General features: G+C 27.7%; 25 protein-coding genes. 20 read left to right on the top strand and 5 right to left on the bottom strand.

Features of this window, described 5'->3' with window-relative positions:
• Positions 1-1,095, bottom strand: a 1,095-nt coding sequence (locus tag PKV21_03745) for a hypothetical protein (protein HOM26602.1), incomplete at its 3' end; no start/stop codon positions are given.
• On the opposite strand from PKV21_03745, the gene PKV21_03750 reads away from it, so the two are divergent.
• On the top strand, positions 1,085-1,222 hold the full coding sequence (locus tag PKV21_03750; GenBank protein ID HOM26603.1) for a hypothetical protein: 138 nt from the start codon (positions 1,085-1,087) through the stop codon (positions 1,220-1,222). The genes PKV21_03745 and PKV21_03750 overlap by 11 nt on opposite strands.
• A 52-nt stretch (positions 1,223-1,274) precedes the next feature.
• On the opposite strand, the gene PKV21_03755 is transcribed toward PKV21_03750, so the two are convergent.
• From PKV21_03755 to PKV21_03765, 3 genes are read right to left on the bottom strand one after another with little or no spacing between them, the layout of a single operon-like run.
• Complete coding sequence (locus PKV21_03755; GenBank protein HOM26604.1) at positions 1,275-1,532, bottom strand: hypothetical protein; 258 nt, start codon at positions 1,530-1,532, stop codon at positions 1,275-1,277.
• Entirely contained in the window at positions 1,522-2,754 is a 1,233-nt protein-coding gene (locus tag PKV21_03760) for a beta-ketoacyl-ACP synthase II (GenBank protein ID HOM26605.1), read from the bottom strand. Before PKV21_03760 ends, PKV21_03755 begins: the two co-directional genes overlap by 11 nt.
• Positions 2,751-4,379 (bottom strand): B12-binding domain-containing radical SAM protein, encoded by a 1,629-nt coding sequence (locus tag PKV21_03765; GenBank protein ID HOM26606.1) that lies wholly within the window; start codon positions 4,377-4,379, stop codon positions 2,751-2,753. The genes PKV21_03760 and PKV21_03765 overlap by 4 nt, the downstream gene beginning before the upstream one ends.
• Positions 4,380-4,481: 102 nt before the next feature.
• Here PKV21_03765 and PKV21_03770 point away from each other — a divergent pair, with 102 nt between their 5' ends.
• Together PKV21_03770 and PKV21_03775 are read left to right on the top strand one after the other, a co-directional pair.
• Positions 4,482-5,651, top strand: a complete 1,170-nt coding sequence (locus tag PKV21_03770; protein HOM26607.1) for an outer membrane protein transport protein — start codon at positions 4,482-4,484, stop codon at positions 5,649-5,651.
• Positions 5,590-6,750, top strand: coding sequence for a response regulator (locus tag PKV21_03775; protein HOM26608.1), 1,161 nt, complete (start codon positions 5,590-5,592; stop codon positions 6,748-6,750). Before PKV21_03770 ends, PKV21_03775 begins: the two co-directional genes overlap by 62 nt.
• On the opposite strand, the gene rpoN is transcribed toward PKV21_03775, so the two are convergent.
• The gene (gene rpoN, locus PKV21_03780) at positions 6,742-7,956 is read right to left on the bottom strand and encodes an RNA polymerase factor sigma-54 (GenBank protein ID HOM26609.1); all 1,215 of its coding nucleotides are present in this window, start codon (positions 7,954-7,956) and stop codon (positions 6,742-6,744) included. The two genes, PKV21_03775 and rpoN, sit on opposite strands and share 9 nt — an antisense overlap.
• Positions 7,957-8,015: 59 nt before the next feature.
• On the opposite strand from rpoN, the gene PKV21_03785 reads away from it, so the two are divergent.
• From PKV21_03785 to PKV21_03865, 17 genes are all read left to right on the top strand, one after another.
• Positions 8,016-8,813, top strand: coding sequence for an RnfABCDGE type electron transport complex subunit B (locus PKV21_03785; protein HOM26610.1), 798 nt, complete (start codon positions 8,016-8,018; stop codon positions 8,811-8,813).
• Positions 8,814-9,569 (top strand): tRNA pseudouridine(38-40) synthase TruA, encoded by a 756-nt coding sequence (truA, locus tag PKV21_03790; protein ID HOM26611.1) that lies wholly within the window; start codon positions 8,814-8,816, stop codon positions 9,567-9,569. It begins immediately after the preceding gene.
• Complete coding sequence (gene murB, locus PKV21_03795) at positions 9,556-10,461, top strand: UDP-N-acetylmuramate dehydrogenase (GenBank protein HOM26612.1); 906 nt, start codon at positions 9,556-9,558, stop codon at positions 10,459-10,461. Before truA ends, murB begins: the two co-directional genes overlap by 14 nt.
• Positions 10,458-11,378, top strand: a complete 921-nt coding sequence (locus PKV21_03800) for a D-alanine--D-alanine ligase (protein ID HOM26613.1) — start codon at positions 10,458-10,460, stop codon at positions 11,376-11,378. Before murB ends, PKV21_03800 begins: the two co-directional genes overlap by 4 nt.
• A 104-nt stretch (positions 11,379-11,482) precedes the next feature.
• Positions 11,483-12,121, top strand: a complete 639-nt coding sequence (locus PKV21_03805; GenBank protein ID HOM26614.1) for an FtsQ-type POTRA domain-containing protein — start codon at positions 11,483-11,485, stop codon at positions 12,119-12,121.
• On the top strand, positions 12,118-13,362 hold the full coding sequence (ftsA, locus tag PKV21_03810; protein ID HOM26615.1) for a cell division protein FtsA: 1,245 nt from the start codon (positions 12,118-12,120) through the stop codon (positions 13,360-13,362). The genes PKV21_03805 and ftsA overlap by 4 nt, the downstream gene beginning before the upstream one ends.
• A gap of 11 nt (positions 13,363-13,373) precedes the next feature.
• Positions 13,374-14,456 (top strand): cell division protein FtsZ, encoded by a 1,083-nt coding sequence (gene ftsZ / locus PKV21_03815; protein ID HOM26616.1) that lies wholly within the window; start codon positions 13,374-13,376, stop codon positions 14,454-14,456.
• Positions 14,453-15,262 carry a sugar phosphate isomerase/epimerase family protein gene (locus PKV21_03820; protein HOM26617.1) on the top strand — a complete coding sequence of 270 codons (810 nt, stop codon included), beginning with the start codon at positions 14,453-14,455 and terminating at the stop codon, positions 15,260-15,262. The genes ftsZ and PKV21_03820 overlap by 4 nt, the downstream gene beginning before the upstream one ends.
• 21 nt (positions 15,263-15,283) lie before the next feature.
• Positions 15,284-16,321, top strand: coding sequence for a Gfo/Idh/MocA family oxidoreductase (locus PKV21_03825; GenBank protein ID HOM26618.1), 1,038 nt, complete (start codon positions 15,284-15,286; stop codon positions 16,319-16,321).
• A 13-nt stretch (positions 16,322-16,334) separates the two neighbouring features.
• Positions 16,335-17,450 carry a PmoA family protein gene (locus PKV21_03830; protein HOM26619.1) on the top strand — a complete coding sequence of 372 codons (1,116 nt, stop codon included), beginning with the start codon at positions 16,335-16,337 and terminating at the stop codon, positions 17,448-17,450.
• Positions 17,447-18,511 carry a uroporphyrinogen decarboxylase family protein gene (locus PKV21_03835; GenBank protein ID HOM26620.1) on the top strand — a complete coding sequence of 355 codons (1,065 nt, stop codon included), beginning with the start codon at positions 17,447-17,449 and terminating at the stop codon, positions 18,509-18,511. Before PKV21_03830 ends, PKV21_03835 begins: the two co-directional genes overlap by 4 nt.
• 2 nt (positions 18,512-18,513) lie before the next feature.
• Positions 18,514-20,043: a xylulokinase gene (gene xylB, locus PKV21_03840; GenBank protein HOM26621.1), complete on the top strand. Its 1,530-nt coding sequence runs from the start codon at positions 18,514-18,516 to the stop codon at positions 20,041-20,043.
• Between the two features lie 38 nt (positions 20,044-20,081).
• Positions 20,082-20,477 carry a 30S ribosomal protein S9 gene (gene rpsI / locus PKV21_03845; GenBank protein ID HOM26622.1) on the top strand — a complete coding sequence of 132 codons (396 nt, stop codon included), beginning with the start codon at positions 20,082-20,084 and terminating at the stop codon, positions 20,475-20,477.
• 1 nt (position 20,478) lies between these two features.
• Positions 20,479-21,459: an AAA family ATPase gene (locus tag PKV21_03850; GenBank protein ID HOM26623.1), complete on the top strand. Its 981-nt coding sequence runs from the start codon at positions 20,479-20,481 to the stop codon at positions 21,457-21,459.
• Positions 21,456-21,920: a hypothetical protein gene (locus PKV21_03855; protein ID HOM26624.1), complete on the top strand. Its 465-nt coding sequence runs from the start codon at positions 21,456-21,458 to the stop codon at positions 21,918-21,920. The genes PKV21_03850 and PKV21_03855 overlap by 4 nt, the downstream gene beginning before the upstream one ends.
• Positions 21,917-22,942 carry an N-acetyl-gamma-glutamyl-phosphate reductase gene (gene argC, locus PKV21_03860; protein HOM26625.1) on the top strand — a complete coding sequence of 342 codons (1,026 nt, stop codon included), beginning with the start codon at positions 21,917-21,919 and terminating at the stop codon, positions 22,940-22,942. Before PKV21_03855 ends, argC begins: the two co-directional genes overlap by 4 nt.
• Before the next feature lie 29 nt (positions 22,943-22,971).
• Positions 22,972-23,553: site-specific DNA-methyltransferase (locus PKV21_03865; protein HOM26626.1), on the top strand; the 582-nt coding region annotated here is incomplete at its 3' end.

Below are 23,553 nucleotides of genomic sequence, written 5' to 3' on the forward strand. Positions count from 1 at the left end.
ATTAAAAAATTTTTCCATTTGTGCATTAAATATTGTTATATTCCCATTTTTATCAAAACTAACCACACCAAAAGGTGAATTATCAAGTAAATTCTTTATATAAATATTTATTTCTGAAATCTGATGATAAAGTTTTATATTTTCAATTGCAATTCCAATCTGATATCCAAGATTTGTTAGCATTAACTGGTCTCTGTAAGAAAAAATTTTTTTATCAATTTTTTCTTTAAGAAAAATTACTCCTTTAATTTTACCTTTCTCCTCAATTCCAACTGCAACATCATATCCAATCCTTTCAAACTCCTCAACTATTTTCTTTTTTTCTGGATACATCATCTCAACTCTTTTTTCTTCCTCTTTTATCACAATCTTTGTATTTTTTAAAATTTCAAAAAATAATGAATTCATGTCAAAAATTACTTTTATACTTTCAGGCAGGTCTTCTTTTTCAAAAGGAAAATCCATTTTATATTTAAATAAAAACAGAATATCTTGTGGAATATTAAGAAAATCTTTAAGTGTTTCAGTCAATTTACTGAAAATTTCTTTTGGATTAGAAAGAGAAAACAATATTTCAAATACTTTTTGAGTGAAAATCTCAACATCATATTTTAAAATACTTAATCTTAAAAATTTTCTCAATCTCTCTTTTAAAGGCGAAAAAAGTATTGCGACAAAAAAACTACTTAAAATTATAGGCCAATACCCTGGATAAAAACTAAAGAAAGAAAATAAAAAGGTAGAAAAATGTAATGATAAAAAATAAAATAAAAAGAGAATTAGAGATAAAATTAAATAAAGAGAAATTGCTTCATAAACAAGTACAACATCCATTATTTTATATTTTACTATTCCATAAATGATAATTCCTGACATTACAACTGAAGCAAATGGTCCCAATCTATCAGTAAAAGATATTCCTGTAAATAAGAGAGGTAGAAGAGTTATAGAAATATTGTAAATTGCTCCAAATAATACACCGAGAAAAACATAATGAATTTCAAGAGCAATTATTCCTGATTTTTTTCTCTTTTTTTTATATAAATAATGAAGACCTGAAACAATAAGTAACAGAATATTAAGAGTGAAAATCAATATTTCAATCTTTCCATATTTTACAACTATTCCTGATTTTATACCTACAAAAGGTTTAGGAAAAAATCCATCTAAAATAAAATTAGGAGATAAAGGTATAAAAGAATTAATTAAACTTAAAATATAAAAAAGAAAAATTTTCCTTAATTCCTTTTTGGGTATTTCTTCTTCACCAATACTTACTGCAAACAGAAAAAAGTTGAGGGAATGAAAGAAGCATAAGCAAAAACTAATTTTATAAGTTTAATTGCAGTTTTAATATTCAAAGAAGAAGAAATCAAAAAAGAAATAAAGGACCAAAAAGCGAGTTGGAGGGAAAAAATTGAATAAATTTTATTTGATAATTTTCTTTTGCCTTTCAGATAAACAAATATTCCAAGAGAAAGATTTAAAATAAAAACAATAAAAAAAGCAACAGATAAATTATTAATCTTCATATCTTTTTATTAATAAAGAAGAATTACTACCTCCAAAACCATGTGAATTTATAAGGCAATACTCAACATTACAAATCCTGTATCTATTAGGTGTATAATCTAAATCACATAAAGGGTCAGGATATTCATAATTTATAGTTGGAGGAACAATACCTTTTGTTAAACTTAATAGTGCTCCTATAACCTGCATAACTCCGCCAGAACTAAAAGGATTTCCTATCATGGATTTTATTGAATTTATAGAAATTCTATAAGCATGGGCACCAAAAACTTTTTTTATTGCAACTGTTTCATAAAAATCAAGAAAGGGGTCTGAAGGTCCATGAGCAGATATAAAATCAACCATCTGTGGCTTCAAAAAAGCATCTTTTATACAAAATTTCATTGCTTTTTCAAATCCTTGTCCTGGATCTGTAATTTCTTTCTCACCCCATTTTCCATAACCTACAATTTCACCATATATTTTTGCTTTCCTTTTTATTGCATGACTTAACTCTTCAAGAATTAAAATTGCTCCTCCTTCTGATAAGACTCCACCATCTCTTAATCTATCAAAAGGTCTACTCGCTTTTTCTGGACTGTCATTTCTTTTACTCATTATATTAGAAGCACACAAACCACCCATTATTAAAGGAGTAATTGAAGCATCTGCTCCACCACAAATAACAATCTCATAATTCCCCAATTGAATTTCTTTAAAACCTATTCCAATCGCTTCTAATCCAGCGGCACATCCACTTGCAACAGTTGATATAGGAACCTCTAATAAAAACTCATTTAAAATTTCCTGACAGGCCATATTTGGAGTCGCTGAAAAAATCCCAAAAGGAACAATTCCTCTATACCCTTTGTTTAAAAATTTTCTATACTGTGATTCTATCAAATCCATAGCACTTGTACTGACACCAAGACATACCAATATTTTCTCGGAGTCAATTTCTTTTAAATTCAATCCGCTATCTTCAATTGCCATTTTAGCACAGGCAACCGCGAATTGTGAAAATCTTGCCATCCTCCTTAATTTCTTTCTGTCCTCTATATAATCCTCTGGCTTAAAATCAGTTACTTCACCAGCAATTTGAACTGGTAATTCTGAAGCATCAAATGAAGTTATCTTTTTTATTCCGCTTTTCCCTCCTGTTAATGCCTTCCAGAAATTCTCCTTCCCTATGCCGTTAGGAGCAATAACACCAATTCCAGTAATAACAACTCTTCTTTTCATCTGTCTGTACTTTTTTTATTTATTCTTTCAATTTCTTCTCTTAGTTTTTCACTATTTCCAGAATAAAAATAAACTCTGTTAAATCTTAAAAATTCTTCTGGTGTATTAAATCCACTGTATAAATAAAAAAGATAATCTTCATTTGAAATTGATGTATTTATTCCAAGGTTTAAAACATCTTTCTGAAATTTTTCTGTCTCATATGCAAATTTTTTAAAATTCATCCCGTTAACTTTGTAAGGTAATGGTTGCCACATACTTGGTGGAAAAAGTGCTTTTATCTTATAGTTCATTACATTTAAAGGATACTTTTCTTTATCTATCAATTCAAAATTAAATCTTTCAGGATGATTAAACCACATTGTTCCTGGATAAATACCTGGAAATTGAATCAGGGCAGAATCTGGTTTAACTTCTTTAAGAAGTTCAATTGTTTCTTTTCTGGTTTCTTCTGTTTCAAAAGGTGCTGGATAAATTAAACTTGCAACAGTAAAAATCCCTGCTTCTTTACATCTTTTCAGTACCCTTTCCATATCTGATTTCTTAACATTTTTATTCATACCTTTCTTTAAAATCTCTTCATTACCTGATTCAACACCAAAAAATATTGATTGACAACCCGATGTTTTCAAAATCTCAAAATCAATATCAAAATCCTCCACATATCCAGAATTTGCGTAGTCAATTTTGATCTTTTCATTAATAACTTTTTTTGCAAATTCTAAAACTAAATCTCCAGGTGTACTTGAACCTGCAAATCTATAAAGATAAACTTTATAATTATTTATATAAAACTTAATTTCCTCAATCAATCTATCAACTGACTTCTTCTTCCTTTTTCCACTTTTTTTTGGATGTATACAAAAATAGCAGGCATTTTGACAACCTCTACTTTCATCAATTACAAACATTTTTATTTTTTCATTTATTTTCCAATAAACATTTGGACTATATTCAGGAAAGGGTAAACTATCAAGCGATTTAATATATTCTCTTTCTGTTTTTATAATCTTTCCATTTTCCTTATAAATTATGTTTGGAATTCCTTCCAATTTTCTTTTCCCTTGTACAAATTTTGACAGTTCAATAATTGTTTCTTCTCCTTCTCCATAACAAAGTGCATCAAAAAAGTCACCTCTTTCAAAAATTAAATGTTCAAAAATGTCCACCTGAGGTCCACCACCGAATATTTTTATTTCTGGCTTTTTCTTTTTTAAAAATCTTCCAATTTCTATTGACCAATCAAACCCATCTCCAGCCCATAGTTTAAATCCCATAAAATCAAATTTTCCCTTTTCAACTTTTTCAAGAATAAACCTTTTTAGTTTTTCAAGATATAATTTTTTATTTTCTTCAATAATTGAACTGGCTTTTTTAAGTTTTATTAATTCAATAAATGACGGTTTTTTCCCTTCTATAAATACTTTATAAGAGAAATTTTCGAGAAATTTTTTTATATCTTTTGTATAAATTTCATCAAAAACTTCTGGTAAATTTAAATCAAGTATATTAACTTCTACTTTTTCTCTAAGAAGACAAGCGGCAAGTAAAGCAAGACCATTATCAGGAACAAAATCAGACAAACTTCTCGGTATACCTGCAATAGAAATTAATAAACCTTTCATAACTTATATTGTACAACTTTGTCCAGAGTAATTCAAATTATTTTTTACATTAACTTGGCATACTTTTTGCATATAAGTGAGGCATAAAAAAGGAGGTTATTTATGGAAAACAAAAAAATTTTAGTTTTTTTCTTAATATGCAATTCTTTGTTATTTTCTCAGGCATTTAAGAATCCACCTGAAAGTTCCTCTGCTCTTTCTCAAAGTGGTGCGTTTGTAGCACAATGTGATGATGCTTCCGCAATTAATTTCAATCCAGCAGGTCTTATTCAATTAAGAGATGGAGAATTAATTTTTGGTTTCAATTTTCCATATTTTAAAACTAAATATATATACTCAAGCGGAGAAGAAGAAAAAAAATATAAATTTTCAGTTCTACCTTATTTTTATTTTGTTCCAGAAACAAAAAATGATGAATTTAAGTTTGGAATAGGGTTCAATACTCCATACGGACAATCAACAGAGTGGAGCCAAGATATTGTCAGGATATGGAATTATCAAGTTCCTTATTACTCAAGTATGCAAACAGGTAATTTAATGACTGCATTTTCTTTTAAATTAACACCAGAACTTTCTTTGGGATTAGGATTAAACTATTATTATAGCAAATTAGTTTTTAAAAATCTTATCTATATTCCAGTTCCTGGAGTTGAAACCACAGCAAAAATAAATGTTGATGGAAGTGCTTTTGGAGGGACTATAGGAATCTTATACAAAAATGATAAATGGTCCACAGGAATAGTTTATAAATCTGGATTTAGAATAGATTATAAAGGAACTTCTGTTATTTTTGGAGATGATTATCCATCAGAAATAAAAATAAATTTTCCTGATAGAATAAATTTCGGTGTAGCCTGCTATCCATTAAAAAACTGGAAAATTGAATTTGATACAGAATATTATGGATTCTCTTCCATTAAAAATGTCTATATAAATCCAGGTTTCATTCCTTCATATGAAATACCAAAAAACTGGAAAAATATTTATAATTTTTATCTTGGAACAGAATATAAAAAAAATGATAATCTGAAATTAAGAGGTGGTATAGCAAGATTAAATTCTCCTATTCCCGATGAAACATGGGAACCAAGTTTACCGGATTCAGATACGTTAATAATTTCTTTTGGTACTGAATTAGGAATCAAAACAGGAAAAATAGAAATGACTTTATTAACTTCAATACCCAAAAAAATAAAAAAGGAGGGAAATTATGAAGGAATTTATAAATCAAAAGGATTTTTCTTTACAATTGGATATAAAAGAGAAATTTAATGAAAACAGGGATACTATTCTTGTTATAGATGATGAAATGGGACCGAGAGAATCTCTCAGAATACTTTTTAAATACAAATATAATGTTATTACGGCGGAAGACGGAGATAAAGGTATAGAAATATTAAAAAATAAAAAAGTTGACCTTGTTATCCTTGATTTAAGAATGCCGGGTAAAAGTGGCATTGAAACACTTGCAGAAATAAGGAAATTCAATCAAAATGTACCTGTAATTATTTTAACAGGTTATGGAGATATGGAAACTGCAAGAAAAGCAATGCATTATGAAGCAATTGAATTTATGAGCAAACCATTTTCTGTTTCCGAAATGGAAGAAATTGTAGAAAAGGGGATACAAAAAGGGAAAATCAAAATTGAGACTGAAAAATTAAAGGAAGAATTAAATTTATTAAAAGAAAAACTAAAAAAAAGAATTAATGAAATTGAAGCACTTGCAATAATTGGACAAACATCATCGGAAATTCTTCACGAGGTGAATAATCTTCTTACAGTGATTCATGGTTATATTCAACTTTTAATAGAAGAAGTTAACTCAAAAAAAATCACATTAAAATATTTAATAACCATTGATAATGAAATAAAACGATGTAAAAATATTGCTAAAAATATTCTTGAACTTGCAAAAGAAAAATCAAATATAGAAGATGTAAATTTAAATGAATTAATAAAAAATCTGATTGAATTTTTAAGGCAATCAAAATTATGCCAGAATATTAATTTTTTAGTTAAAATTCCAGAATATTCTGTTATTGTTAAAAGCAATTTTAATCATTTACATCAGGCAATTTTAAATATTTTTTTAAATAGTATTCAGGCAATTGAAAAAAATGGAATTATAAATGTTTTGGTTGAAAAAAAAGATAATAAAGGAATAATTATAATAAAGGATAATGGAAAAGGTATACCTCAGGATATTATTAAAAAAGTTATAGACCCTTTTTTCACAACAAAGGAAACAGGAACAGGTTTAGGATTGCATCTAACAACAAAAATTATAAATAAATATGGTGGTCAATTTGAAATTATAAGTAATGAAGGCATAGGGACAGAATTTAAAATAATATTTCCATTATCTTAAATAAGAATTAAGAATTTTCATTTGATTTCTATATTTATTAACAGTGCGAGGTGATATTTTTATACCAAAATATCCAAGTTTTTCAGATATTTTTTTATCAGAAAGTGGCTTTTTTTCATCCTCAATTATCTTTTTTATTTTTTCCATTATAAAAGTTTTACTTATTGAATATTTAAATTCAGGGACAAATAAATCTCTAATCTTTAAAAGCCCTTTTGAAGAAATGAGATATTTCCCATTTACCGCTCTGCTTATTATAGATATATTAACATTCATTTTTTCAGCAACATCTTTCATTCTTAAAGGTAATAAATTCCCGCTTTCAAAATAACCTTTCTGATAATTTACAATCTCTTTAAAAACATCTTCAAGAAATTTTCTTCTTTTTTCAAGCATTTCTATAATCATTTTTACTCTATTCATTTTTTTCAAAAGAAATTTTTTTTCTTTCGGTGAAATAAAAGGTGAATTTAGATATTTTTCATAGTCCACTTCAATTTTTATAAAAGGAGAAATTTTATCTTCAACATATACTTTTAAGGAATCCCCTTCTTTCGTTATTTTACCTTCAGGAATAATTTTTTTTATAAGTTTTTTTTGCGAACTTGTAAGAGGATAAGGATTTAATTTTTTAATCTTTTCCAGAAGAAGTAAAACAGATTTCTCATTTATTTTCATTTTTAGTGCTATCTCTTTATATTTTCTCTTAGTAAGCAAATCCCAGTGTTTTTGAACAATCTCAAAAAGTTCATTATCTTTATATAATCTTTTAATTTGAATTAAAAGACATTCCTGTAAATTTCTTGCTCCTATCCCATAGGGTTCCAGCGTTTGAATAATTTTTAATGTCTCATTAACTTCTTCATATTTTACATTTAAAATTTCTGAGACCTCTTTTAAATCCATTTTGAAGTAGCCATTATCTTCAAGATTCATTATAATAAATTCTCCTATTTTCATTAATTTTTCTGGAATATTTAAAAGATGTAAATCTTCAATCAGTTTTTCTTCAATATTAATTTCATAAGATATCCGCTCCAATTTTTCTTCATCAACCTCAAATTTCAAAAATGGATTTTCTTCACTTTCTTTTTTTAAAAATTCAATAAGAGAATAAGTAGAAAATCCCAGAATATTTGAAAAAAGTATTTGTGAAGGTAAGAGTTTTAGATATATTTTTGTATTCAAAACATTTTTATTTTCCATATTTAAATTTTAACTCATATTTGCAAAATGTTGTATAATATGATTTAAAAGGAGTAAAAATGTTAAATTCTATATTAATTGTGGGTTGTCTCGGTTTATTTTTTGGGATTTTTCTTACATTTATCTATACAAAATTTAAGATTGATGAAAACCCTTTATATTCTAAGGTTTATGAACTTTTACCGAAAGGAAATTGTGGTGCCTGTGGATATGCAGGATGTAGTGCGTTTGCAGAAGTATTGATTGAAAATAAAGTAACACCTGAAAAATGTGTTATGATAGGAGAAAAAGAACTATCAGAAATTTGTAAACTACTGGGTATTGAGAAGATTCAAAAAGAAAAATTTGTAGCAAGAATATGTTGTTATGGAGGAACAAATGCAAAAAAGAAATTTGAATATACTACAATAAAAACATGTAATGTTATAAATTCAATTTTTGATACAAATCTTGAATGTGTCTATGGCTGTCTTGGATTTGGTGATTGTGTTAGAATCTGTCCTGTTAATGCCATAGAAATGAAAGAAAATGGACTACCTGAAATAAATGAAGAAAAGTGTATAGGATGTGGAAAATGTGTCCAGATATGTCCTAAAAAGATAATAAAATTATTGCCCTATGAGAAAAAAGTGTATGTTGCCTGTTCTTCTCTGGATAAAGGTGCTACAGTAATTAAAATTTGCAGGTCTGGTTGTATAGGTTGTGGTAAATGTGCTAAAGCGTGTTCTGAAAATGCGATAAAAATAGAAAATAACCTTGCTATTATTGATTATGAAAAATGTAATAATTGTGGGAAATGTGCAGAAGAGTGTCCCAGGAAAATAATATTTTATATAAAAATTTCAACTCTTGCGTAAATGGAAGAAAAAAATTTTAAACTTATAATTTCTTTTAAAGGTAAAAATTATAATGGATGGCAGAGACAAAAAAATAAAACCACAATACAGGAAATTATTGAAAAAAAATGCAGGGAAATTTTTAAAACAGATGTTAGAATTATCGGATGTGGAAGAACTGATAGTAAAGTTAATGGAATAAACTATGTGGCAAATTTCAAGATAAAAACAAAATTAACTTCTTTAAATTTAAAAAATGCTTTAAATTCTAAACTTCCATCTGATATCTATATTAAAAATGTTGAGGAAGTCAGTCAGGATTTCCATAGCAGATACGATGCAAAGAAAAAAACTTATAGATATATAATAACTTTTAAAAAAACTCCTTTTCTTAATGATTTTGCATTTTATGTAAAAGAAAAAATAGACATTGAAAAAATAAAAAAAGCAATTCAGTATCTTACAGGAGAGCATGATTTTAAATCATTTCAGAGTTCAGGAAGTAATGTTAAAAATACAATAAAAAAAATATTCAAAATCAGTATAAAAAAGGTTAAATTTTTCATTGATGAAGAAGTTGAAATATTAATAATAGATATAGTTGGAAGTGGTTTTTTATATAAAATGGTTAGAAATATAGTTGGTGCTCTCATTCATGTTGGAACAGGAAAAATTGAACCGGAAAAAATAAAGGAAATTCTTGAAAAAAAAGATAGAAAATTTGCACCACCACCAGTTCCAGCATACGGACTATTTTTCAAAAATGCAGAATATTAATTTTGAATCTATTTTAGAAAATGAATTTAAAGGAAAGTTTGTAAAAAATTTTTCTCTAAGTCAATATACAAGTTTTAAATGCGGTGGTAATGTAAATTATCTGATATACCCTGAAAAGATTGAGGAAGTAAAAAAAATTATTGAAGTTTCAAAAAAATTTGGTAATAATTTTATCTTTTTAGGAAAAGGAACAAATGTACTTGTAAGTGATAAAGGATTTGATGGAATAGTGATTTCTACCTTAAAAATGAAAAACTTTAAAATTGAGAAAAACAAAATTATTTGTGAATGTGGACTAAAAATTTCTGAAATTTTGAATATATGTATTAAAAATTCCTTAACTGGTTTTGAGTTTTTGGCAGGTATCCCCGGAACTATCGGAGGTGGAATAAAAAATAATGCAGGTCTGAAAACAAAATGGTTATCAGAAAAAATCCGTTGGATTGAATATCTTGACATTGAAAATTTAAATATAATAAAAAAAGAAAAAAAAGATATATTTTTTGATTACAGAAAAAGTGAATTTAAAAATGAATTTATATGGAGAAGCGAATTTTTACTTGAAAAAGGGAAGGAAAATGAAATCAGAAAAACAATAAAGGAATATATGAAAGAAAGAATGAAAAAACAACCCTCAGGATACAGTGCAGGTAGTATATTTAAAAACCCATATCCTTATTATGCAGGCGAATTAATTGAAAAATGTGGATTAAAAGGATATAAAATTGGAGATTGTTATATTTCTGAAAAACATGCAAATTTTATAATAAACAAAGGAAAAGGGAAATCTCAGGATGTATATGAATTGATAAAAATAATAAAAGAAAAAGTAATGGAAAAATTTAATATAAAATTGGAACTGGAAATCCAACTTATAGGAGAATTCAAATGAAAATTGCGATTTTATATGGAGGCGAAAGTCCTGAAAGAGAAATATCATTAAAATCCGGGAGATGTATCTATTTTGCCTTAAGAAAAAAATATAAAGTTAAATTATTTGACCCATCTAAAAAAAATTTTGTAAATAAATTCTTAAAATTTAAACCTGACTTTGTATTTATTGCTTTACATGGGGGGATTGGCGAAGATGGAAGTATTCAGGGATTTCTTGAAACTCTCAAAATACCTTATTCAGGTTCAGGAGTTTTAACCTCTGCTATATGCTTGAATAAAATAATATGTAAAGAAATATTAATATTCAATAAAATTCCAACTCCTCCGTTTATAATCCTTGAAAAGAATAAAAAAATAAAATTACCTTTTAAATTTCCAGTTGTAGTTAAACCAGCAAATCTCGGTTCAACAATTGGGATAAAAATAGTTTATTCAGAAAAAGAACTTGAAAATGCTGTAAATGATGCCTTTTTACTGGATAATGAGGTTTTTATTGAAAAATTTATAAAAGGGAAAGAAGTTACAGTAGGGATAATAGGAAACGAAAATATTGAAATTCTTCCAGTTATAGAAATTAAAGTAAAAAAAGGATTTTACGATTATAAAGCAAAATATACTTCAGGTGAAAGTTTTCACATCATTCCACCTGATTTACCGGAAAAAATTATAAAAAAGATTGAAAAAATAGCAGAAAAAACATATAAAGTATTGAAATGTAGTGGTTTTGCAAGAATGGAAATAATGGTAGATTACAATTATAATATCTATGTTCTTGAAGTAAACACTATTCCGGGTATGACCAAATTAAGTTTACTTCCAGATGCTGCAAAATTTAAGGGCATCAGTTTTGAGCAACTTTGTGAAAAAATTATAAATTATGGACTGGAAAAATGGAAGAAAGAAACAAAAAAATAGAAGAAATAAAGAAAAGAATTTTATTGAAAAAGCGAAGAAAAATTAAGTTTTTTGCATTTTTATTTTTAATAATATTTATAATCTGCGGCTTTCTCTTTTTAAAAATGAAAATAATAAAATTTTTGTGGAATCTGGAAGTGTTTAAAATCAAAGAAATAAAAGTCTATCCGGAAACGATGACACATATTAAAGATTTATTGGAACTTGAAAAAGATAAAAATTTGCTGTTTCTTGATGTTAATAATTTAATTGAAAAAATTAATTCTATATCAGAAGTTGAAAAATGTAAGATAATAAAAAATTTTCCTTCTGCGATTGAAATTACAATTGTCTTAAGAAAACCATGGGCAATTTTAAAATATGGAGAAAAAGAATTTCTTATTGATAAAAATGGAGTTATACTTAATAATGAAGACAGAAACATACCTGATTTGATTATTTATGGAATAAAGGTAAATGAGAAGGAAAATAAAGTTGAAGAAATTGAAAAAATTAGTATTTTAGAAGAACTTGAAAAATGGTATAATTACTTCAATATTGGAAATTTTTTAAAATTAAACAGAATTGATATATCTGATATAAATAAAATTGAAATAAGTGACGGAGCAAAAAGTATTTATTTTACACATGAAAATATTAAAATAAAAATGGAAAAACTTTCATCTGTTCTCAAGAATTTGAAAGAAGATTATGAATATATTGATACAAGATTCAAAAATTTTTATATAAAATTAAAAAAATGAAAGAACAAATAATAACTGCAGTTGACATAGGTACAACAAAATTTTTTGGTCTTGTTGGACTTGTAAGTGAAACAGGGATTGAGGTTATTGCAAGCGAAGTTATAAAAACAGAAGAAGACTGGATTAAAGAAGGACGAATAGGATACAGAGATGGAGTTATAAGTGGTCTGGTTGATTTACTTGACTCTTTAAGAAAACAATCAAAAGAAGAAATAAGGTGGATAACAGTTGGAGTGGGAGGTGGGCATATATTGGGTAAAATTTATTCAAAAAAAATAGAAATTTTGCCCAAAGGAAGACCAATAAACGAAGGGGATGTTCAATTACTTGAAAGAGAAATCAAAAATTTAATATCAGGAGAGAGTTTAGAAAAAAGGGATATAATTTATATAGTCCCTCAAGAATTTATAATAGATGATATTCCAATATCTATTGGAAGGTCACCTGTTGGAATGCATGGGAATACACTTGAAATGAGAGCACATATACTTACAGGTGAATCAAACCCTATAAAAAATATTAGTGACTGTGTAAAAACGGCTGGAGTAAATTTATCATCAGAAATATTTCCTTATTCATGGGCAGTAGCAGAGTCAGTCCTGAGTGAAGAGGAAAAAAAATCAGGTTGTTTGGTAATTGATATTGGGAAAAGCACCACTGATATCGTTCTTTTCAGCGAAGGGAAAATAATTCTTACAGAATCTATAAAAGTTGGTTCATATCATATTGATTATGATCTTTCAACAAAATATCACACATCTATTGAATTTGCAGAAGAATTAAAAAAAAGATATGCATGGTGTGACTACAAAAGATTTATAGGAGAAAAAAAAGAAGAAATAAAAATGGTGGAAATTTTAAATCCAAAAGGTAAATCTCTTGGAAAAGTCAGTACTGAAGAAATATCAAAAATTGCATACTGGAGGGTTCAATACATTTTTGAGGATTTAATATTAAAAAACAGACTTATGAAAACAGGATATTTTCCAACAAGAGTTTCTGAAGTTGTAATTTCAGGTGGTGGAGCGAAGTTAAAAGGTATTGTAAAATTAGCAGAGGACATTTTTCAGTTACCTTCAAGAATTGGTATACCTCAAAAATTATTAAATCTTGACAAATCTTATCAGAAACCCGAATTTTCAGCAGGTATAGGCCTTTTAATTCTTGCTTCAAAAGTAGGAAAAGAAGATGAAACTATAATTGATAAAATTAAAAAATGGTTTAGAAGGTGGCTCTTTTAAAGGGGGTTAAAATGGTAAAAGTTATAGAAGAATCAATTGTTTCTTCAAACATCAATATAAAGGTGGTAGGAATAGGAAATGCTGGTGGAAATATTGTATCAAGAATTTATAACAAAATTGACGGGGTACAATTTGTAATTTTCAATACTGAGGCACATGCTTTGAAAAATGCAAAATCTGATATAAAGATACAGATAGGAGAAAAAACTACACAGGGAAAAGGAGCTGGAAAAGACCCTGAAAAGGGAAGATTTGCAGCAAGTGAAGATAAAGAAAAAATAGCAGAAGCATTAAAAAATACTCAGATTATTTTTTTGGTTGCAGGACTTGGTGGTGGGACTGGAACAGGAGGAACGCCTGTAATAGCTAAAATAGCAAAAGACCTTGGTGCAATCACAATTTCGCTTGTTACAACTCCATTTGAATGGGAAGGTGAAAAAAGAAATCAATATGCTCAAGAAGGGCTTGAAAATATATTAAAAAATGTTGATACTTTGATACATATATCAAATCAAAAACTATATGAAATAATAGATGAAAAAGCTTCTTTTGAAGAAGCATTCTGGAAAATTGATGAGATTATTTTAAGAACAGTTTCTTCAATTTCAGACCTTATTTATAAACCAAAATTACTTGATATAGATTTTGCAGATATTTATTCTGTTGTAGAAAATGCAGGTAGAGGTATAGTCGGGCTTGGATATGGAAAAGGAGAAGGAAGAATGGAACAGGCGGTCAGAAGCACAATTGAAAATCCGTTAATAGAAAAAAGTGAAATAATGGAAGCAAAAAATATTCTTATCAGTATCACAGGAAGTCCTGATTTAACATTAAAAGAAGTAGGAGAAGCAGTAAATATAATTCAATCAAGAATTTCAAGTCCTTCAAGAGTTCTTGGAGTAGCAACTGATCAAAATCTCAACGATGAAATTAAAATAACTCTTCTTGCTACAGGTATAGGAAAATTGTTATCTACGAAAGAAAAACCTGTTTCAGAAAAGAAAAAAATTGAAGAGTTACCATTAGAAAAAGAAGAAGTTGAAGATTCTATAGATGAACCTATCTGGAAAAGAAAAGAAAAGGAGAAAATATGAAAATAGGAATCTGTAATGAAGTTTTTAAAGATTGGACTGTTGAAGAAATTTTCTACTATATTAAAGACATTGGATATGAAGGAATAGAGATTGCACCATTTACTCTTGCTGAAAATGTTTCAGAAATTGCAGATGAAAAAATAGAAGAAATTAAGAAACTTTCAGAAAAAACTGGGATAAAAATAATTGGCACACACTGGCTACTGGTTAAACCAGAAGGATTATCAATATCATCAAAAGATAAAGAATTAAGGAAAAAAACTTCTGAATACTTGTGTAAACTTGTTGATTTTACTTCACGAATTGGTGGTGAAATAATGGTATTTGGATCACCAAAACAGAGAAAAATAAATGAAGGGCAAACAATTGAAGAAGTTAAGAACTATTTAAAAGAAGTAATTATCCCTGTTCTTGAAAAATGCTTTGAAAAAAATGTTTTTTTATGTATTGAACCCCTTGCAAGAACTGAAACAAACTTTATAAATAAAGCAGAAGAAGCAATTGAAATAATAGAAGAAATAAATCATCCAAATCTTAAATTACATCTTGATGTAAAAGCAATGACAGACGAAGAAAAACCAATTGTTGAAATAATTGAAATAGGATCAAAATATCTTAAACATTTTCATGTTAATGACAAAAATTTACTTGGTCCAGGATTTGGGGAAATTGATTATAAACCAATAATTGAAAAATTAAAGAAAGTTGGATATAATGGATGGCTATCAGTTGAAGTATTTGATTTTACTCCTGGACCTAAGGTTATAGCTGAAAAAAGTATAAAATACCTGAAAAAATTTTTGTAATTTACGAAAAAGGAGAAAATAATGGATAAAATAAAAGTGGGAATCGCAGGACTTGGAAGAAGTGGGTGGGATATTCACTGTAAAACAATTTCACAATTACCTAACCTGTATGAAATTGTAGCTGTATGTGATTTGGATGAAAAAAGGAGAGCAGAAGCAGAAAAAACTTTTAAATGTGTTAGTTATAAAAATTTTGATGAATTAATAAAGGACAAATCTATAGAACTTGTTATAGTAGCCACATTATCAAATATGCATACTGAACATACAATAAAAGCACTTAAAAATGGTAAAAATGTTGTGTGTGAAAAACCTATGGCAACAAATCTAAAGGATGCAGATAAAATGATAAAAGTTGCAAAAGAAACAGGAAATTTATTGACAATTTTTCAAAATAGAAGATATTCACCAGATTTTTTAAAAGTTAAAGAAATTATTGATTCAGGTATTATAGGTAGAGTTGTTCTAATCAAAATGCTACAGCACAGTTTTGGAAGAAGATGGGACTGGCAAACATTAAAAAAATATGGAGGTGGATTATTAAATAATTGGGGACCTCACATAATAGATCAGGCATTACAATTATTTGGTGACAAAGAAGAACCTGAAATTTTCTGTCATATGGAAAAAACATTAACTCTTGGTGACACAGAAGACCATATAAAAATAATACTCCATGGGAAGGTTTCTCCTTTAATAGACATCGAAATCACATCCTGCTGTTGTTATCCACAGGAAAATTGGCTTGTAATGGGAACAAAAGGAGGAATTAAAGGAACCACAAATAAATTAATCTGGAAATACTTTAAATCTGAAAATTTACCTGAGAGAAAAGTAGAAGAATTGCCCACACCTGATAGAAGTTATAACAGAGAAGAAATACCATGGGAAGGTGAACAGATATGGGAACCGTCAGAAAAAGATTTAAACTTTCAAATTAATTTTTATATTGACCTTTACCAAACAATAAGAAATAATAAACCATTAAAAATTACCCCTGAATCTGTAAGAAAAGTAATCTGGGTAATAGAAAAATGTCATAAAATTGCAAATATTTGAAAGGAGGAGATAAATGAAAAAAATTATAATTAACAATGACAAAAGGCAATGGCATAATTTTCCGTTAAAAGTTGAACACAGCGATGATAATTTAATATTAGTTTCAAAAGGAAGAAAATTTTTTGCACAGATAGATGAAGAACACAATAAAAAATATTTGATTTTCCTTCCAGGAGAAATAGAAAAAGGAGTTGAAATAGAATTTAATATTGAAAAAATAGATTCCTTACCCGAAATTGTAAAGATTAACGATGATAAGAATGGCAAAGTTAATGTTTTTATAAATGAAACACTATTTACCACATATAATTATTCTCAAGAAAATGCAAGACCATTTTTAAATCCAGTTATCGGTCCAAAAGGAAAACAAATGGTAAGAAAACCCGCAAGCCAAGGAAATCCAGAGAAATTTGACCATATTCATCACAGAGGAATATGGGTTGCTCATGGAGATGTAAATGGAACTGATAACTGGTCTGAAATGGAAGGACATGGAAAAACAGTTCATAAAAAATTTCTAAAATTGGTAAGTGGACCTGTTTTTGGAATTATTCATTCTCTTAATGACTGGGTTGATAATAAAGGGAGAAAAATACTTGAAGAGGAGAGAATTATAAAAATATATAATTTGCCACCTGAAAGTAGAATAATTGACCATATTATAATTTTAAGAGCCACTGAAACAGAAGTTGTTTTTAAAGATACAAAAGAAAGTGGACTATTGAGTATAAGAGTAAATCCGGAAATGGAAGGAAGACATAAAGGAATTATAAAAAATTCTTATGGAGGGACAGGAGAGATTGAATGCTGGGGAAAAAGGTCTTTCTGGGTAGATTATTCAGGAGAAATAGAAGGAATTAAATGTGGAATTTCTGTCTTTGACTGGCCAGATAATTTAAGATATCCAACTTACTGGCATGTAAGAGATTATGGTCTATTTTCAGCAAATTTCTTTGGACTTTCAGACTTTTATGAAAACAAAAAAATTTCAGGAACATATATTTTACCCTATGGAGAAGAATTAAAACTTTTTTACAGAATTTACATACATTCTGGTAATTGTGAAGAAAGTAATATTGGAGAAAAATATTTAAATTTCCTCTATCCGCCACGGGTAGAAATAAAATGAGTGTAAAGGAAAGAATTTTAAACACTTTCAACCACTGCAAAATAGATAGAATATCATTTTTAACCTATCCTTTTTTAATTCCTCATGGAGAAATTGAAAGATTACTAAGAAATAATGGTTTTGGATACTGGTGGATAACCTCTCCTTTAATTATAAAAAATGAAAAAATAGAGAGAGTAACAACTAACTTTTATAAGAACGGAAAAGAATTTATAAAAGTCAGTTTGAAATGTAAACATGGAGAGATTTTTGAAATTTGGGAAACTGGCGGAGGATATGGTACTTCCCTGAGAAAAAAATTTTTTATAGAAAGAGAAGAAGATTATTATATATTTGAAGAAATTGCAAAAACAGAAAAAATTGATGTGGATAAAGAACTCTACAAAAACATAGAAAAAAATCTCGGAAATGATGGAATTTTAGTTTCATGGCTTCCAAAAACACCTTTTCAATCAATACTTTATGAACTTATAGGTCCTGAAAATTATGCCTTTCACCTTTTTGACTACCAGAATTTGTTTTTAAATTTATATGAATTTTTATTTAAAAGATATTTAAAAAAATGTGAAATTCTATCTGAAACGGAATTTGAATTTTTTGAAATTGCAGATAATATTACATCTGAAATGATAGGACTGGAAAGATTCAAAAAGTTTATATTACCTGTATATGAAAAGGTATGTGAAATCTTTCATTATAAAAATAAAAAAATTGGTTCTCATATGGATGGAAATTTAAAAATTTTAGTAGAAGAAATTCATAAAACAAAACTTGATTTTATTGATGCTTTTACTCCATATCCGGATACAGATTTAACTTTAAAAGAAGCAAAAGAAAAATGGAAAGAAAAAATTATTATAATAAATTACCCATCATCCGTTCATATAAGAAAAGAGGAAGAAATTAAGAAAATTACACAGATATTGATTGAAGAAGCATATCCAGGAGATAACTTTATCATAAATCTTACAGAAAATATCCCATCTGAACACTGGCAGAAAAGTTTAAAAATTATAAACGAAACACTTATAGAATATGGAGAAGTTCCAAAAGGAGGATAAAAATGGAATATTTAATGGGTATAGACATAGGAACAACTGGAGTAAAAATTGTTGTTATTGATATAGAAGGGAATTTAAAAGGTACTCATACAGTTGAATATCCTTTAATTACTCCTAGACCTGGATGGGCAGAACAAAATCCAAATGATTGGTGGAATGCAACAATAAAATGTATAAAAGAGATTATTGAAAAATTAAAAATTAAAGGAGAGGAGATTAAAGGAATTGGTTTAACAGGTCAGATGCATGGTTCTGTATTCCTTGATATAAATTACAATGTTATTTATCCTGCAATTTTGTGGTGTGACCAGAGAACATATGAAGAATGTAATGATATAAATGAAATTGTTGGAAAAGATAGAATTTTTGAAATAACCTGCAATCCTGTTTTAACAGGTTTTCAAGCACCTAAAATTTTATGGTTAAGAAAAAATAAGCCAGAAATTTATAAAAAGGTAAGAAAGATATTGCTTCCAAAGGATTATATAAGATTTTGTTTGATAAGTGAGTTTGCAACCGATGTTTCAGATGCTTCTGGAACATCTCTTTTTGATGTTAGAAATAGAAAATGGTCAGAAGAAATACTTGAAAAATTAAATATCCCAGAAGATTTTTTACCCAAAGTATATGAAGGAACAGAAATTACTGGATATATTAAAAAAGATGTGGCAAAATTAACAGGACTTTTTGAAAAAACACCTGTAATTGCAGGTGGTGGAGACCAGGCGGCAGGTGGAGTTGGAAATGGAATTGTAGAAGAGGGAAATGTTTCTGTCACAATAGGAACAAGTGGAGTTGTATTTGCACATTCAGAAAAAGTTATTGTTGACCCTAAGGGAAGATTACATACATTCTGTCATGCTGTTCCTGGAAAATGGCATTTGATGGGAGTTATGCTTTCTGCAGGTGGCTCTTTTAGATGGCTAAGAGATAATCTATGTGAGGAAGAAAAAAAGGAAGGAAAAAGAAAAAAGAAAGACCCTTATGAAATAATGACTGAAAAAGCAAAAAGTATTCCTATTGGTTCTGAAGGACTTATATTTTTACCATATTTAACAGGAGAAAGATGTCCATATCCGGACCCAAATGCAAGAGGCGTATTCTTCGGACTTTCTTTAAAACATACAAAGGCGCACATAATAAGAAGTGTAATGGAAGGAATAACTTTTGGATTGAGAGATTCTATAGAAATAATGAAAGAAATAAATCTACCCCTTGGTGAAAAATTTATAGCAAGCGGTGGAGGTGGAAAAAGTGATTTCTGGTGTCAGATGATAGCGGATATATTTGGAAAAAATATCGTAAGATTAACTTCTCAGGAAGGAGCACCTTTTGGAGCAGCAATTTTAGCAGGAGTCGGTACTGGAATATATAAGAATGTAAAAAGCGCCTGTAAAACTATACTGAAAGAGAAGGATTTATTCAGGTTTGAAACAAATAATTTTAAAACATATGAGAAATTTTACAGAATTTATAAAGAACTCTATCAGAAACTCAAAAATTCTTTTGACAATTTAGCAAAAATTTTATAAAATATTTTTCTTAAAATAAGAAAGGAGTGAAAATAAAAATGGATAATAAACAATTACTTATTGGAGTAGGAAGAAGAAAGAAAAGTGTTGCAGTTGTAAAAATGAAAGAAGGAGAAGGTAAAATTATTATAAATAAAAAGACACTTGAACAATATTTTCCACTTTTCTATCAACAGGAAGATGCAATAAAACCATTAATTGTAACGAACTTAAAAGGAAAATTTGATTTTGAAATAAAAGTAGAAGGTGGAGGAATAACAGGACAAGTTGATGCAATTAAACTTGGTATTGCAAGGGCTCTTGTAAAATCTGACCCATCATTAACCCCAAAGTTGAAAGAGTATGGACTTCTAACAAGAGACCCGAGAATGAAGGAAAGAAAAAAATACGGACAGAAAGGTGCGAGAAAGAAATTCCAGTGGACCAAAAGATAAGATGATAAAAAAATTAAATGTTAAAAATTTTAAATCCTTAAAAGAATTAGAAATAACCTGTAAAAGAATAAATGTATTTATTGGTGAACCAAACTCTGGAAAATCAAATATCCTTGAAAGTTTAGGGTTTTTATCTTTTTTAGGCGGATATGCTATTGAGTTAAAAAATTTTGTTAGAATGTTGCAGATAATAGATTTGTTTTATGATTTAAATATACGAGAAAAAATTTTTATTGAGTTGGATGAAAAAAAGATAATTGCTGAATACAGAAATGGTAATTTATTCTTAAATATTTCCCCTTCACCGAAAGAAAAAAATATAAATTTAAATTTATATCCTCCTTTTACTCACCATAAAATTTCTCCAGAAGTGAAAGAAATTTTTAAAAATATTAAGTTTTTTAAATTTCTTTTTAGAGAAAATTTTCCCTCACAACAGGCTGATTTTTTTCTGCCATCCGGAGAAAATTTATTAATTGTACTTGAAACAAACCCAGAACTGAGGAAAATAATTGGTAATATTTTATTAAACTTTAATCTTATTTTAAATTTAAAAAGATTAGAAAATAGAATCACACTTGCAAAAAGAATTGAAGAAACAATTGTAAGCGAAGTTCCATATTTTTTGCTCTCAGATACAATTCAAAGATTAATTTACTATATTAGTGCTGTTGAAACAAACGAGAATTCAGTTTTAATATTAGAAGAACCTGAAGCCCATGCTTTTCCATATTATACCAAATATCTTGCTGAAATAATTGCTGAAGACAAAAAAAATCAATATTTTATATCAACACATAACCCTTATTTTTTATCATCTATTATTGAAAAAAGCAAAAAAGAAGATGTAAAAATCTTGATTACCTACATAGAAAAAGGTCAAACAAAAGTAAAAGAATTTGAAAATGATAAAATTGAGCATTTATTAGAATATGAGTTTGTGGATATTTTCTTTAATATAGACAAATTAATTCAAACATGATTTATGTGGAGTGCAAACCAGACAAATTGCTTGTAGAAAAATTAGGGATAAATAAAAATTTAATTTATCATGCAGGAGGTAGCAAAGTTATTATGAGGCTATTCAAAGTAGAAAAAGGATGTGGTATTATTGATGAAGACCCTCATGCACCGAGTAAACCCAGAAAATTTATTAATAATTTTAGGTTAAAGGATGAAAAAATGGGGATTAAAATTTTTCAAGATATTGAAGGGAAAAAGAAAATCATAATGCTTTGTCCTAAATTAGAAGGATGGATTTTAAAATTAATTGAAAAATATGGTATAGATTTAGAAAATTTCGACTTACCAAATGATACAGAAATGTTCCATAAAATAGTTAATAGTAATATTGAAAGTTATGAGAAACTTATTTTAGAATTAAAAAATAAAGAAGAATTTTTGTTTTTAAAAAACGAAATTTGTGAAATCCTTGAAAAATGAAAAAGATAAAAGTGGGGATATTTGGAGTAAGTGGTTATGCTGGACAGAAACTTGTTGAAATACTCCTGAATCATCCCTTTGCTAAAATTACCGAATGTTATGTTGCTCCAGAGGAAGGAACTCCAAGAATTGATGAAATAAATCCAAAGTTTAAAGGAAGAATTGATTTAAAATGTAAAAATTCACCTGATTGGAAAAGTATTGAAAAAAACTGTGATTGCATATTCCTTGCTTTACCACATATTATTTCTATGAATTTTGTTCCTGAAATTTTAAAAATTGGAAAAATTGTTATTGATTTAAGTGCAGATTACAGATTTAAAAATATAAAAACATATGAAAAGTGGTACACAAAACATAAAACTCCTGAATTGATAGAAATGGCTGTATATGGTCTTCCAGAAATAAATAGGGAAAAAATAAAAAATGCAAAACTTATTGCAAATCCTGGTTGTTACCCAACAAGTATAATTTTAGGAGTTCTTCCACTTATAAAAAATAATCTGATTGAAAATAAAATTATTGCAAATAGTGTAAGTGGTGTTTCAGGTGCTGGAAAATCACCCTCTCCTTCCAATATATTTGTTGAATGTAATGAGAATATAAAAGCATATAAAATAGGAGAACACAGACATCAACCAGAAATTGAAGAAATTTTAAATAAATTTGGTAATAAAAATTATAAAGTTGTTTTTGTTCCTCATCTTGCTTCATATAATCAAGGAATTTTATCAACAATCTATGTGGAATTGAAGGAAAAAATAAGTTCTGAAGATATTCAAAATCTTTATATTGACTTTTATAAAAATGAACCATTTGTCAGGATCATGAATTATGGAGTAAGTGCCTCTGTTAAAAATGTTTTTGATACAAATTTCTGTGATATAGGGATAAAAATTGTTGATGAGAAAAATCTTGTTATAACTTCAGCAATAGATAATCTTGTAAAAGGTGCAAGTGGTCAGGCAGTCCAGAATATGAATATTATTTTTGGTTTTAAAGAGACAATTCCATTCATTTAACCCCAATTTTATGGTAAAATTTTTATGAGATGAACGGATATAGAAAAATAATTGTCAATGACATAAATTTAGAAGCAAAAGGAATTATTAATGAACTATTTTCTTTATTCCCACAAACAGATATGTTTTGTCAATTTCAAAATGGGTATCTTATTATTTTCTTAAGGGAACTGGATTTTTTCTTCTTCAAAAATGTGGTTTTTGAATATATTCAAAAATTTCCAAAACATCAAAAAATTTTGCAGAAAATTTTATATAGTATTGAAAATATTAAAAGTTATGGTTTGAAGGGTTTTAAAAGATTATATGTTGGTTATAACAAAGAAAGAAAAGTAAAAAATAGAACAATTAAGGAAATGGAAAGAGGAAAGTATTTTTATGCTCGAGAGCATAATTTCTCTAAGAAAAACAATCAATTGCCTCAAAAATTTGTTAACAAAATAATTGTAGGAGATAGTGAGATTATTTTAAAAGAATTCCCTGATAATTGTATTGATTTGATATTTACTTCTCCTCCTTATAATTTTGGATTAGAATATGAGACACATAAAGATGGTATTAATTGGGAAGATTATTTTCATAAACTATTTACAATTTTTGAAGAATGTATA

This window comes from bacterium (assembly GCA_035371905.1).
GTDB lineage: Bacteria > Ratteibacteria > UBA8468 > B48-G9 > JAFGKM01 > JAMWDI01.